At 64.2% G+C, this 13,422-nt stretch carries 12 protein-coding genes; 9 read left to right on the plus strand and 3 right to left on the minus strand.

Features of this window, described 5'->3' with window-relative positions:
- Positions 1–144 precede the first annotated feature (144 nt).
- From pth to glmU, 3 genes are all read right to left on the minus strand, one after another.
- Positions 145–762, minus strand: coding sequence for an aminoacyl-tRNA hydrolase (pth, locus tag RCI06_RS12925; RefSeq protein ID WP_276873050.1), 618 nt, complete (start codon positions 760–762; stop codon positions 145–147).
- 85 nt (positions 763–847) lie between these two features.
- Positions 848–1,810 carry a ribose-phosphate diphosphokinase gene (locus tag RCI06_RS12930; protein WP_306576307.1) on the minus strand — a complete coding sequence of 321 codons (963 nt, stop codon included), beginning with the start codon at positions 1,808–1,810 and terminating at the stop codon, positions 848–850.
- A gap of 28 nt (positions 1,811–1,838) precedes the next feature.
- Entirely contained in the window at positions 1,839–3,233 is a 1,395-nt protein-coding gene (gene glmU, locus RCI06_RS12935) for a bifunctional UDP-N-acetylglucosamine diphosphorylase/glucosamine-1-phosphate N-acetyltransferase GlmU (RefSeq protein ID WP_306576308.1), read from the minus strand.
- Positions 3,234–3,606: 373 nt separating this feature from the next.
- On the opposite strand from glmU, the gene ppdK reads away from it, so the two are divergent.
- The 9 genes from ppdK (at position 3,607) to RCI06_RS12980 (ending at position 12,954) form a co-directional block, all read left to right on the plus strand.
- Positions 3,607–6,234 carry a pyruvate, phosphate dikinase gene (ppdK, locus tag RCI06_RS12940; protein ID WP_306576309.1) on the plus strand — a complete coding sequence of 876 codons (2,628 nt, stop codon included), beginning with the start codon at positions 3,607–3,609 and terminating at the stop codon, positions 6,232–6,234.
- Between the two features lie 726 nt (positions 6,235–6,960).
- Positions 6,961–8,100: an FtsW/RodA/SpoVE family cell cycle protein gene (locus RCI06_RS12945; protein WP_101548783.1), complete on the plus strand. Its 1,140-nt coding sequence runs from the start codon at positions 6,961–6,963 to the stop codon at positions 8,098–8,100.
- A gap of 63 nt (positions 8,101–8,163) precedes the next feature.
- A complete protein-coding gene (locus RCI06_RS12950; RefSeq protein ID WP_306576310.1) occupies positions 8,164–9,831 on the plus strand; it encodes a formate--tetrahydrofolate ligase in 1,668 nt (555 codons plus the stop codon).
- A 26-nt stretch (positions 9,832–9,857) separates the two neighbouring features.
- Positions 9,858–10,283 carry a tRNA (adenosine(37)-N6)-threonylcarbamoyltransferase complex ATPase subunit type 1 TsaE gene (gene tsaE, locus RCI06_RS12955; RefSeq protein ID WP_306576311.1) on the plus strand — a complete coding sequence of 142 codons (426 nt, stop codon included), beginning with the start codon at positions 9,858–9,860 and terminating at the stop codon, positions 10,281–10,283.
- Positions 10,280–10,996 (plus strand): tRNA (adenosine(37)-N6)-threonylcarbamoyltransferase complex dimerization subunit type 1 TsaB, encoded by a 717-nt coding sequence (gene tsaB / locus RCI06_RS12960; RefSeq protein WP_306576312.1) that lies wholly within the window; start codon positions 10,280–10,282, stop codon positions 10,994–10,996. The genes tsaE and tsaB overlap by 4 nt, the downstream gene beginning before the upstream one ends.
- On the plus strand, positions 10,993–11,430 hold the full coding sequence (rpiB, locus tag RCI06_RS12965) for a ribose 5-phosphate isomerase B (protein ID WP_101548777.1): 438 nt from the start codon (positions 10,993–10,995) through the stop codon (positions 11,428–11,430). The genes tsaB and rpiB overlap by 4 nt, the downstream gene beginning before the upstream one ends.
- A gap of 36 nt (positions 11,431–11,466) precedes the next feature.
- A complete protein-coding gene (upp, locus tag RCI06_RS12970) occupies positions 11,467–12,096 on the plus strand; it encodes a uracil phosphoribosyltransferase (protein ID WP_101548775.1) in 630 nt (209 codons plus the stop codon).
- Positions 12,097–12,223: 127 nt separating this feature from the next.
- Entirely contained in the window at positions 12,224–12,574 is a 351-nt protein-coding gene (locus RCI06_RS12975; RefSeq protein WP_101548773.1) for a sulfite exporter TauE/SafE family protein, read from the plus strand.
- Positions 12,571–12,954, plus strand: coding sequence for a sulfite exporter TauE/SafE family protein (locus RCI06_RS12980; RefSeq protein WP_306576313.1), 384 nt, complete (start codon positions 12,571–12,573; stop codon positions 12,952–12,954). Before RCI06_RS12975 ends, RCI06_RS12980 begins: the two co-directional genes overlap by 4 nt.
- Positions 12,955–13,422: the final 468 nt, after the last annotated feature.

The following is a 13,422-nucleotide window of genomic DNA, read 5'->3' on the forward strand; positions in this document are numbered from 1 at the left end:
TGGTTCCTTTCTTGGGCACGCAAGAAAGGAACTCGCTGTCGGTCGACTACCGACAGGCTCTCCGTCCCCGGGACGGAATATCTAAACGGCCGCCGGGGCGGGACCCGGCAACTCCGCCGCTCAATGAGCGGCAAACCAAAAAGCCTAAGAGTTGTAGCGGTTCATCGCAAGCTCGATCTTGCCGTCGACGATGAGTATGGCGGCGCGGGCGGCGGTGTCGAACACCTTGTCGAGCGTTTCCGCCTGGTCGGCGGGGAACTTGCCGAGCACCCACGCGGCCAGGTCGTAATCGGGGCGGGGCTTTTTGCCCACGCCGATCTTGACGCGGGGGAATGTGTCCTTCCCGGTCAGGTAGATGATGCTTTTGATGCCGTTGTGGCCGCCGTCGCTGCCCTGCCGCCGGATGCGCAGGCGGCCCACGTCGAGGCTTACGTCGTCGAAGAGGACGAGCACCTGCTCGATGGGGATCTTGTGAAACTGCATCGCGTCGCGCACCGCCTCGCCCGAGTTGTTCATGAAGGTGGAGGGCTTCATCAGCAGCACCCGGTGCTCGCCGATCATCGCGTCGCCGCAGAGGGATTTGAATTTGAGCCGGTCGATTTTGGCCCCCAGCTTTTCGGCGAGGGCGTCGACGGCCAGGAAGCCCGCGTTGTGGCGGGTGTTTTCATAGTCGCGGCCGGGGTTCCCCAAGCCGACGACGAGATACTCCACCGGGCCGCGCGGCAGGGCGGAGAGGGTTTTTGTCTGGCGTTTCAAAAACATGGAACCGCTCCTTCTTCCCACAGACGGGAAAAGGACGGGATATCGTCGGATACCCCGTCTCTGGATTGTGAATTTCGCGCCGGCGTCAGACGAAGAGGGGGGACACCGGCTTGTCCTCGTAGATGCGTTCGATCGCCTCCGCGAAGACGGGCGCGACCGACAGCATGGTGATTTTGTCGAGCATCTTTTCAGGCGGGATGGGGATGGTGTCGAGTAGGACGAGCTCCTTGATGCAGCTCTGTTCGATCCGCTCGAGCGCGGGCCCGGAGAGCACCCCGTGGGTCGCGCAGGCGTACACCTCGCTGGCGCCGCCCTTTTCGAGGATCGCCTGCGCGCCGTTGCAGAGGGTGCCCGCGGTGTCGATCATGTCGTCGACGATGATCGCCTTTTTGCCGCGCACGTCGCCGATGATGTTCATGACTTCCGAGACGTTGGCGCGCTGGCGGCGTTTGTCCACGATGGCCAACGACACGTCGAGCCGCTCGGCGAATTTGCGCGCGCGGGCGACCGAGCCGAGGTCGGGGGAGACGACGACGATCTCCTCGCGCGGCTCCCCCGAAAAGCGGGAGCCGAAATAGGGGGCGAGCAGCGGCACGCCCTGGAGATGGTCGACGGGGATGTCGAAGAAGCCCTGGATCTGGGAGGCGTGCAGGTCCATCGTAAGCACCCGGTCGGCGCCCGCGACGGAGATGAGGTTGGCGCACAGCTTGGCGGAAATCGGCTCGCGCGCCTTGACCTTGCGGTCCTGGCGCGCGTAGCCGTAGTAGGGGACGACCGCCGTGATCCGCCCGGCCGACGCGCGCTTGAAGGCGTCGATCATGATGAGCAGCTCCATCAGGTTGTCGTTGACCGGCCGGCAGGTCGACTGCACGACGAACACGTCGGAGCCGCGCACCGACTCGCCGATGTTCACCGAGATCTCCCCGTCGGAAAAGTGCCTGACCTCGCTCTTGCCGAGCGGCAGCCCGAGGTTGCGGGCGATCTGCGCCGCCACCTTGGGAGTCGCGTTTGCAGCGAAAATTTTGATGTCCTTCCCGTGAAGATTCATGCCGCCTTTCCCCTTCCCGTTCAGCCCTTTATTTTTTGTCCGCCTTGAAGGCGATGTTGTCGTCCGACCAGCCCTCTTTGATCTCCTGCCGCACCCGCCCGATCGCCAGCGCGCCGGCGGGCACGTCGGAATCCACCGTCGTACCCGCGGCGGTGTACGCGCCCTCGCCAATCCGGACCGGCGGGATCAGGTTGGTGTTGCAGCCGATGAAGGCCCGGTCGCCGACGGTGGTGCGGAACTTCTTCTTGCCGTCGTAGTTGGCGGTCACGACGCCGCAGCCGAAATTGCAGTACCGGCCCACGTCGCTGTCGCCGATATAGGTCAGGTGCGCGATCGACGTCCCGTCGCCGACCGTCGCATTCTTGACTTCCACAAAGTCGCCGATCTTCACGCCGTCCCCGATGTGGCTGTCGGGCCGCAGCTGGGTGAACGGCCCGATGCGGGTGCCCTCCCCCACGGTCGAGTCGGTCAGGTAGGAGGCGAGCACGCGGGTGCCCGCCCCGACGGTGGAATCCTTGATGTAGGAGTTGGGGCCGATGACGCAGCCCGGGCCGATCACCGTCCTCCCCTCGAGGACGGTACCCGGCAGGATCCGCGCGTCGCGGCCGATCTCGACCTGCGCGCCGATCAGGATGCCGTCGGCGCAGGGGATGTCGACGCCGTTATCCAGGTGGCGCAAGAGCATCCGCTCGCGCGCGAGGGTGTTGAGCGCGAGCAGCTGCCTGCGGTCGTTCGCGCCGAGGACGATCTGCGCGTCCTCGCAGAACCAGGCCCCCACCCGGCGGCCCTCCGCGGCCGCGATGGCCGGCACGTCGGTCAGATAGTATTCCCCCTGCGCGTTCTGGGGGGTGAGCTTTTCGAGCGCCCCGGCCAAAAACGCCGCGTCAAACCAGTAGACGCCCGCGTTGATCTCGGTGATCGCGCGGGTCGCCTCGTCGCAGTCGCGCTCCTCCACGACGGCGCGCACGCCGCCGTCCGTCCCGCGCAAAACCCGCCCGTAGCCGAACGGGTCAGCCGGCCGCGCGCTCACGAGGGTCACGGCGTTTTGCTCGGCGCGGTGCTGCCGGAGGGCAGCGGTGATCGCGCCTCCTTCGATGAAGGGGGCGTCCCCGTAGAGCACGAGCGCGTCGCCGCCCGCGGCCAGCGCGTCCGCGGCCGCCATGACCGCGTGCCCGGTGCCGCGCCGCTCCCGCTGGCAGACGAATTTGCAGCCGGGGGAAACCGCCGCCTCAACGAGCTTTGCGCCCTCCCCCGTCACGATCGTGATGTCGTCGATCCCGGCGTCGCGCACGGCGTTTTCCACCCACCGGATCATCGGCTGAAAAAGCACCTCGCAAAGCACCTTGGGCCGGTCGGATTTCATGCGTTTTCCGTCCCCCGCCGCAAGGATGATCGCAAAGGTGCGCCTGTCTTGTGCGGCCAAAGCCATCCCGCCTTTCCGCGCCGCGCCGGCCGCCCGGGGCCGGAAAACGCCTGCGCATCGGTATTTTGCAGGGCCGCGGGCGGCTCCGCCGCCCTCCCATGCATTTATTATCGCAAGTTTTTGAGCAGTTTGCAAGAGATTGCGCGGGGATTTTGTCGTAATATTGGAAATAATTTTTGTGTAAAACGGTATAAAGGGGCTGGAAAAAACACACATTCTTTGATATAATGAAATGCATGCAGACAGGCTTCCCGCTGTGGCCGCGGGCGCCCCGACCGCGTGCGTTTCATCCGCGCGGACCGCTCTGTTTCGGCGCTTGCCGCAGCGAGCGCCGTTTTTCCGGTGGTCAACAAACAAAATGGAGGTAAAAAAAGTGGGAAAACAATTCGTTTACATGTTCTCCGAGGGCAATAAGGACATGCGTGAGCTCCTCGGCGGCAAGGGCGCGAACCTCGCCGAAATGACCAAGGCCGGCATGCCGGTTCCGCAGGGCTTCACCGTCTCGACCGAGGCCTGCACCCAGTACTACACCGACGGCCGTCAGATCAATGACGATATCCAGAAGCAGATTTACGAGGGCCTCGCCAAGATGGAGGAGATCTGCGGCAAAAAGTTCGCGGACCCCCAGAACCCGCTGCTCGTCTCCGTCCGTTCGGGCGCCCGCGCCTCGATGCCCGGCATGATGGACACCATCCTCAACCTCGGCCTCAACGACACCGTCGTCGAGGGCTTCGCGAAGTTCACCAACAACCCGCGCTTCGCCTATGACTCCTACCGCCGCTTCATCCAGATGTTCTCCGACGTCGTCATGGAGCTGCCCAAGCCCGAGTTCGAGAAGATCATCGACCAGGTCAAGGAAGAGAAGGGCGTCAAGCAGGATATCGAGCTGACCGCCGACGACATGAAGGAGCTTGTCAAGCGCTTCAAGGCCTTCTACCTCGAGAAGAAGGGCGTCGAGTTCCCGCAGGAGCCCAAGGTCCAGCTCATGGAAGCCGTCAAGGCCGTCTTCCGTTCGTGGGACAACCCCCGCGCCAACGTCTACCGCCGCATGAACGAGATCCCCTACGACTGGGGCACCGCCGTCAACGTCCAGCAGATGGTCTTCGGCAACTCGGGCGACAAGTCCGGCACGGGCGTTGCGTTCACCCGCAACCCGGCCACCGGTGAGAAGGCGCTCTTCGGCGAGTACCTGATCAACGCGCAGGGCGAGGACGTCGTCGCCGGCGTGCGCACCCCCTCCCCGATCAGCCACCTCCATGAGGATATGCCCGAGGTCTACGACGAGTTCGCAAAGATCGCCGACCGCCTCGAGAAGCACTACAAGGACATGCAGGACATGGAGTTCACCATCGAGAACGGCAAGCTCTACATGCTCCAGACCCGTAACGGCAAGCGCACCGCCGCCGCCGCCCTCAAAGTCGCGGTCGACCTCGTGGACGAGGGCATGATCGACGAGAAGGAGGCCGTCCTGCGCGTGGAGCCCAAGCAGCTCGACGCTCTGCTGCACCCGCAGTTCGATTCCGACGCGCTCAAGACCGCCAAGCTGATCGGCAAGGGCCTCGCGGCCTCCCCGGGCGCCGCCTGCGGCAAGGTCGTCTTCTCCGCCGAGGACGCCAAGGAGTGGGCCGACCGCGGCGAAAAGGTCGTTCTCGTCCGCCGCGAGACCTCCCCTGAGGACATCGAGGGCATGGCCGTGGCGCAGGGCATCCTGACCGTCCGCGGCGGCATGACCTCCCACGCGGCCGTCGTCGCGCGCGGCATGGGCACCTGCTGTGTCTCCGGCTGCGGCGAGATCGAGGTCGATTACGACGCCAAGAAGTTCACTCTCGGCGGCATGACCATCAACGAGGGCGACTATATCTCCATCGACGGCTCCACCGGCAACATCTACGGCCAGGCGGTCCCGACCGTCGCGGCCTCCATCTCGGGCGACTTCGGCCGCTTCATGGCCTGGGCCGACAAATACCGCAAGCTCCAGGTCTGGACCAACGCCGACACCCCGCGTGACGCCAAGCAGGGCTTCTCCTTCGGCGCACAGGGCATCGGCCTGTGCCGCACCGAGCACATGTTCTTCGAGGGCGAGCGCATCAAGGCGATGCGTGAGATGATCGTCGCCGAGAACACCGAGGACCGCAAGAAGGCCCTCGCCAAGATCATGCCTTACCAGCAGGGCGACTTTGAGGCGCTCTACGAGGCGATGGAGGGCCAGCCGGTCACCATCCGCTTCCTCGACCCGCCGCTCCACGAGTTCCTGCCCACCAAGGCGGAGGACATCAAGGAGATCGCCGGCGAGCTGGGCATCACCGTTGAGAAGCTCAAGGCCGTCATCGAAAGCCTGCACGAGTTCAACCCGATGATGGGCCACCGCGGCTGCCGCCTCGCCGTCTCCTATCCGGAGATCGCCGAGATGCAGACGACCGCCGTCATCAACGCCGCCCTCAGCGTCACCAAGAAGGGCAAATACACCATCAAGCCGCTCATCATGATCCCGCTGGTTGGCGAGGTCAAGGAGCTCAAGTTCGTCAAGGACGTCGTCGTCGCCACCGCCGACAGGATCATCAAGGATTCCGGCGTGAAGATGGAGTACGAGGTCGGCACCATGATCGAGATTCCGCGCGCGGCCCTCACCGCCGACGAGATCGCGACCGAGGCCGAGTTCTTCTCCTTCGGCACCAACGACCTGACCCAGATGACCTTCGGCTTCAGCCGCGACGACGCGGGCAAGTTCCTCGACTACTACTACGAGAACAAGATCTACGAGTCCGATCCGTTCGCCCACCTCGACCAGAAGGGCGTCGGCAAGCTGGTTGAAATGGCTGTCAAGCTCGGCCGCCAGACCCGCCCCGACATCCACCTGGGCATCTGCGGTGAGCACGGCGGCGACCCGACGTCCGTCGAGTTCTGCCACCGCACCGGCCTGGACTATGTCTCCTGCTCGCCCTTCCGCGTGCCGATCGCCCGCCTTGCCGCCGCGCAGGCCGCGATCAAATTCCCCCGCTAAACAGCATTGAAAAGGTCCCCCGCGTTTGCGGGGGACCTTTTTTGCGCCTTTGCTACTCCGTCGGGAGGAAAGTCTCCCGGTAACCCCTGTCCTGCGGAATCCATCTGGGGCAGGCCGCCATTCTCGGGCGGCAGTTTTTGGCGCGCGGCGGGTGTATGCAGTGCCCTGCATTGATGGATTGGTACCCGTTCATCCAAATGTAGTGCTGATGGTAATAGCCGCAGTCCTGACAGGTATGTTCGTTGTCCATATCCATAGTAAATAGGCCCCTTCATAAATTCATTCTATGATCAACTTTAAAATGTCGGCCTCCCGGTCTCGTCACCGTCGACGACCCCATTCTATCACTCCCGTAAGATAATATGAAGAAAATAGATATACCGTATATTCACAAAATTTAAATTGCGTTGCAGCAGGCCCCGTTCTTTTTTTCTTGAAAAAAGAACCAAAAAATCGCTTCTCAGGATAGAGCTTCCGCGCTTTGCGAAGCGCGGCAAGGGGCTCCGCCCCTTGACCCCGCCGCCTTTGAAAAGGCGGGCGAAACTTATAGAGCTTTGCGCTTTGCAAGGCGGGCGAAACGTTTTGTTTGTTTGGATTCCGCCGCCCTTGCATGTCGGCCCGCTTTTTACTATAATAAGAAGGAGTATTGCGCCCGCCGCCCGGCGCGTGCCAAATCATCAAAAGTTCTCCGCCGAAGCCCTCTTTCAAGAGGGCTGGAAAGGTGTTATGAAACGGATTTTTCGTGCTGTGACCTCCTACCTCCGCCAGACCGACAAATGGCTCTGGGCGATGTGCCTTGCCCTCAGCGCCTTCAGCGTTCTGCTGCTCGGCGGCATCCACGATTCGGGCAACGCCATCAACGCCGCCGACGTGGGCCTGCGTCAGATCGCCGTGCAGGCGGGCGCCGCCGCCATCGGCGCGGCCGCGGCAGTCGTCATCTCCCGCTTCGACTACCACACGCTCGGCCGCCTCTGGAAGCTGCACGTCCCGCTTATGTACGGGCTCGTGCTGCTCACCTTCCTGATCGGCGAGGGCACCGCCGCGCGCCCCGAGGATAAGTCCTGGCTGCGCCTCGGGCCGCTCACCCTCCAGCCGACCGAGCTGCTCAAGATTTCCTTAATCCTCACGCTCGCCTACCACATCTACAAGCTCCACGACCAGGTCAACCGCCCGGTCAACCTGCTGGCGATCTGCGTGCACGGGGCCATCCCCGTCCTGATCGTCCACTTCCAGGGGGACGACGGCACCGCGCTGGTCATCGCCTTCATCTTTGTGGGGATGCTTTTCGCGGCGGGCGTCAGCTGGAAATACGTCGCCGCGGCGGTGGTGGCGGCGGTGGCCGCCGCGCCGCTCGCCTGGAACTACGTCATAAACCCCGACCAGAAGCAGCGCATCCTCGCGCTCTTCGACCCCAACGCCGACCTGCTCGGCGGGCTTTACCAGCAGTATAACGCCAAGCTCGCGATCGGCTCGGGACAGATCTGGGGCAAGGGGCTCTTCGGCGTCAGCCACCAGTATGTCCCCAAGGTGCACAACGACTTTATCCTCGCCTTCATCGGTGAATCGTTCGGCTATGTCGGGTGCCTGGCCGTCATCGCCCTCTTCGGGGCGCTCTGCTGCAAGATGCTCCACAACGCCCGCCGCGCGGAGGATTCCCTCGGCCGGCTCATCTGCGTCGGCGTCTTTACCCTCATCTCCGCGCAGGTCTTTGTCAACGTGGGCATGTGCCTCATGGTGCTGCCCGTCATCGGCATCACGCTGCCCTTCCTCTCGGCGGGCGGATCGTCGGTGCTCTCCATCTACCTGGGACTGGGACTTGTGCTCTCGGTCTACATGCACACCTCCCGCAACCTCTTCAGCCGTTGATCACGGGGGCGTTCCCCCTGCCCGCCGGGCGGCGGATCACATCGTATGGAAAGGACCGTAGCCATGAAGACTGACATCGAGATCGCGCAGGCGGCGTCCATGCTGCCCATCCATGAAATCGCCGACCGCTTGGGGATCCTGCCGGAGGAGCTGGAGCCCTACGGCCGCTACAAGGCCAAGCTGTCCGAATCGGTCTACGCCCGGCTGGCGGACCGTCCCGACGGCAAGCTGGTGCTTGTCACCGCCATCAACCCCACCCCCGCTGGCGAGGGCAAGACCACCACGACCGTCGGGCTGGGCCAGGCGATGAAAAAGATCGGCAAAAACGCGATTATCGCGCTGCGCGAGCCCTCCCTCGGTCCGGTCTTCGGCATCAAGGGCGGCGCGGCGGGCGGCGGCTATTCGCAGGTCGTGCCGATGGAGGACATCAACCTGCACTTCACCGGCGACATGCACGCGATCACCGCCGCCAATAACCTGCTCTGCGCGGTGCTCGACAACCACCTCCAGCAGGGGAACTCCCTCGGCGTCGACCCGCGCCGCATCCTCGTGAAGCGCTGCATGGACATGAACGACCGCGCGCTGCGCTCCGTCGTCGTGGGGCTGGGCGGCAAGGTGAACGGCGTGCCGCGCGAGGACGGCTTCATGATCACCGTCGCCAGCGAGGTGATGGCGATCCTCTGCCTCGCCGCCGATCTGACCGACCTCAAAAAACGTTTAGGCGATATTCTCGTCGCTTATACTTACAGTAATACCCCCGTCTACGCGCGCGACCTCCGGGTGAACGGCGCGATGGCGGCGCTTTTAAAGGACGCGCTCAAGCCGAACCTCGTGCAGACGCTCGAGAACACCCCCGCGCTCATGCACGGCGGGCCGTTCGCGAACATCGCGCACGGCTGCAACTCGGTGCGCGCGACCCGCCTGGCCCTCAAGCTCGCCGACTACACGATCACCGAGGCGGGCTTCGGCTCCGACCTGGGCGCGGAGAAGTTCATGGACATCAAATGCCGTTACGCGGGGCTTTCCCCGTCGGCGGTGGTGCTCGTGGCGACGGTGCGCGCCCTCAAATATAACGGCGGCGTGCCCAAGACGGAGACGGGCGTCCCCAACCCGGACGCGCTCAAAAAGGGCCTCGTGAACCTCGCGGCCCACGTGGAGAACATGCAGAAGTTCGGCGTGCCGGTCGTCGTGGCGATCAACCGCTTCGCGGCGGACAGCGACGAGGAGCTTGCCATCCTCGCGGAATACTGCAAACAGGCGGGCTGCCGGTTCGCGCTCTCCGAGGTGTTCGCGAAGGGCGGCGAGGGCGGCATGGAGCTCGCGCGCGCCGTCGTCGAGGCGTGCGGGGACCCGTCCGATTTCCATCCGCTCTACGACGCCGCGCTCCCTATAAAGGAGAAGATCGAAGCGATCGCATCGCGCATCTACGGCGCGGCGGCGGTCAGCTACAGCGCGGCGGCCGAAAAGATGATCCGGGAGATCGAGGCGCTCGGCAAGGCCGACCTGCCCATCTGCGTGGCAAAGACGCAGTATTCCCTCTCGGACGACCCGGCGAAGCTCGGGCGGCCGCAGGGCTTCACGGTCAACGTCAAGGAGATCCGTCTGTCGGCGGGGGCGGGCTTCATCGTGGCGCTCACGGGCGACATCATGACGATGCCCGGCCTGCCGAAAGCGCCCGCCGCCTACCAGATCGACGTGGACGCCGACGGGCATATCTCCGGCCTCTTCTGATTTTGAATGGCAAGGAAGGTACCTCTGTGATACGATTTTTGAGCCGCTCCACCCGCGAGACGGAGGAATTTGCCGCCGCCTTTGCCGAAAAGCTGCGCCCGGGCGACGTGATCGCCTGCCGCGGCGGCATGGGCGCGGGCAAAACCGCCTTCGCGCGGGGGCTGGCGCGCGGGCTGGGACTCACCGACGAGGTGTCCAGCCCCACCTTCGCGCTGGCGCACGAATATACGCATGGTAATATTTCGCTCTATCATTTCGATATGTATCGCGTTTCCGGGTTCGACGAGCTCTATTCCACCGGCTTTTTCGATTATCTCGAGCAGGACGGCGTGCTCTATATCGAGTGGAGCGAAAACATCGAGGGGGCGCTGCCCGCCGGCGCGATCACGCTGACGCTCGAGCGGGTCGACGACGACACCCGCCAACTCACCATCGAGGGGGAACGGTTTTGAAGATTCTGGCGATCGACACCTCCTCCCAGTCGGCCTCCTGCGCCGTCACCGAGGAGGGGAAGCTGCTGGGGGAGTTCTTCACCAATGTGAAGCTGACCCATTCCCAGACCATCCTGCCGATGGTCGAAAACCTGCTGGAGCAGACCCGCGTCGCCCTTCCGGAGATCGGGCTCTTCGCCGTCACCGACGGGCCGGGCTCCTTCACCGGGCTGCGCATCGGGCTTTCCGCCGTCAAGGGGATGGCCCACGCGCTCGGCAAAGGCTGCGTGGGCGTCTCAACCCTCGAGGCGCTCGCGTGGAACCTTTCGGGGATGGACGCCGCAGTCTGCCCCGTGCTCGACGCGCGCTGCTCCCAGGTCTACACCGCGCTCTTCCGGTCGGGCGGGGATTTCCCCGAGCGGCTGGCCGACGACGAGGCCGTCTCCCTCTCCGCACTCGAGGAGAGGCTGAAAAAGTTTGGGGAGCGCGTATTTCTTGTTGGAGACGGCGCGGAAATGTGCTATAATATGTTCAAAGATCGGGTGGCAAACCTCACCCTTCCCTCGCCCGCGCTGCGCTTCCCGCGCGCGTCGTCGGCCGCGCTCGCGGCCGGACGGGCGTATCTCCGGGGAGACGTCCTGCTGCCCGCTTCCCTTGCGCCCGCATACCTGCGCCTGCCGCAGGCGGAACGCGAGCGCCTTGCCAAACTGACGAAAGAAGGTTCAAGCATATGATCGCATTGGCAGCTGACCACGGCGGCTTCTCCCTCAAGGAGGAGGTCCGCGCCTGGCTCGACGAACAGGGGATCGCCTACAGGGATTTCGGCTCCTATGACGGCGCGTCCTGCGACTATCCCGATATGGCCGCGCCCGCCTGCGAGGCGGTGGTCTCCGGCGAGTGCGAAAGGGCGCTGCTCTTCTGCGGCACCGGCATCGGCATCTCGATCGCGGCCAACAAGGTCCCGGGCATCCGCGCGGCCTGCTGCTCCGACTACTTCAGCGCGAAATTCACCCGCATGCACAACGACGCCAACGCCCTCTGCATGGGTGGCCGGGTCATCGGCCCGGGGCTTGCGATCGAGCTGGCCGACGTCTTTCTCCACACCGAATTCGAGGGCGGACGCCACCAGCGCCGCATCGACAAGATTTCCGCTTTGGAAAGCAGGTAATTCACCACACCATATCTACTGACAGGGGGACGTAACATGTCAAAGCCGTTTATTATGGACCATCCGCTCATCCAGCACAAGATCACGCTCCTGCGCGACAAGAACACCGGTTCCAAGGAGTTCCGCGAGCTGACCAACGAGATCGCCATGCTGATGTGCTATGAGGCCACCCGCGACATGCCGATGAAGCAGGTCGAGGTCGAAACGCCCATCTGTGTCGGCAAGTTCAACGTGATCGCCGGCCGCAAGATCGCCTTCATCCCCATTCTGCGCGCGGGGCTCGGCATGGTCGACGGCCTGCTCTCCCTCGTTCCCGCCGCAAAGGTCGGCCATATCGGCATGTACCGCGACCCCGATACCCATATGCCTGTCGAGTATTACTGCAAGCTGCCCGCCGACATCCAGGAGCGCGACATCCTCGTGCTCGACCCGATGCTCGCCACCGGCGGTTCCGCCGTCGACGCGATCAACCAGCTCAAGGCGCGCGGCTGCACCAACATCAAGTTCATGTGCATCATCGCCGCGCCCGAAGGCCTCGCCGCCATGGAGAAGGCCCACCCCGACGTGCAGATCTACGTCGGCGCGCTCGACGACCACCTCAACGAGCACATGTACATCGTTCCCGGCCTCGGCGACGCGGGCGACCGCATCTTCGGGACCAAGTAAATTGCTTCGCGGGCGGCAGATCCCCAAACCCCGCCGTCGGGGCAATCCATATTCTTGAAAAGCATATTTTGAGGCACTGTTTGGAAAGCTAGTTCCAAACAGTGCCTTTTTGTTTTGGGAGGAAACGATGAAAAATCTGAAATTTATCCTGACCGGCGCGGCGGCGGGGCTCCTCAACGGGCTCTTCGGCGCGGGCGGCGGCATGGTGGTGGTGCCGATGCTCCACAAGGACGGCCTGCCCGCCGAGCGCGCGCACGCCACCTCGATCGCCGTGATTCTGCCCCTTTCAATCGCCAGCAGCGTTCTCTATCTCACGCGCGGCTACCTCAACGTCATGAGCGCGGTAAAATTCATCCCGCTCGGCCTCGTGGGCGCGGGGATCGGCGCATGGCTGCTCCCCAAGATCAAAACCGTCTGGCTCCACCGCATTTTCGGCGTCATCGTGCTCTATTCCGCGGTGCGCCTGCTGCTGCAATGAGCTGGATCGTCATCGCCGTCGTCTCCCTTCTCAGCGGCCTGCTCGGCTCCCTCGGCATGGGCGCCGGGGCCGTGCTGCTGCTCTACCTGCGCGTTTTCGGCGGCGTGGAACAATTTGAAGCGCAGGGCATCAACCTCATCTTCTTCCTCCCCATCGCGGTGCTGTCCATCCTCCTGCACGCCCGCAACCACCTCATCAGCTGGAAGGCCGCCGGCGTCTGCATCCTCGCGGGCCTTCCCGCCGTCTTTCTCGGCGTGTGGCTCGGCGGCCTCGCGGGAGGGCCGCTGCTCTCCAAGCTCTTTGCCGGACTGCTGCTCATCATCGGCGTGCGCGAACTCTTCCAGAAGGATACCGGTTCCCAGCCGGCAGAGCATTCTTAGGTTTGCCGCTCATTGAGCGGCGGAGCTTGTCGGTGGCCGGCCGACAGCGGCCTTAGATTTGCCGCTCGTGAAGCGGCGGAGTTTGTCGGTAGTCGACCGACGGCGGTATTAGATTTGCCGCTCGGGGAGCGGCGGAACTGCCGGGTCCCGCCCCGGCGTGGGCTTAGGCTTGCCGCTCAGTGAGCGACGTAGCTTGTCGGTAGTCGACCGACAGCGAGCTCCTTTCTTGCTTGCCCAAGAAAGGAACCAAAGAAGGGCACGAGGGGCTTAAGCGGCCCGCCCGGGCTGCGCCCGGAGCGCGCTACGCGCGACGGCTGCTCGCGGGCGCTCCGCCCCGCGGCCCCGGCTTGAGTCCGCTTCGCGGACCCGGCCCTGCGGGCCGGATTCTCTACAAGGATGGCCTGCGGCCAAATCCCTGCGACCCCCGCGCCGCCTCCGGTTGGCCTGCGGCCAAAGTCGGCGGCGCCC

The sequence above is a fragment of the Anaerotruncus massiliensis (ex Togo et al. 2026) genome, from assembly GCF_030825285.1.
GTDB classification, from domain to species: domain Bacteria; phylum Bacillota; class Clostridia; order Oscillospirales; family Ruminococcaceae; genus Anaerotruncus; species Anaerotruncus massiliensis.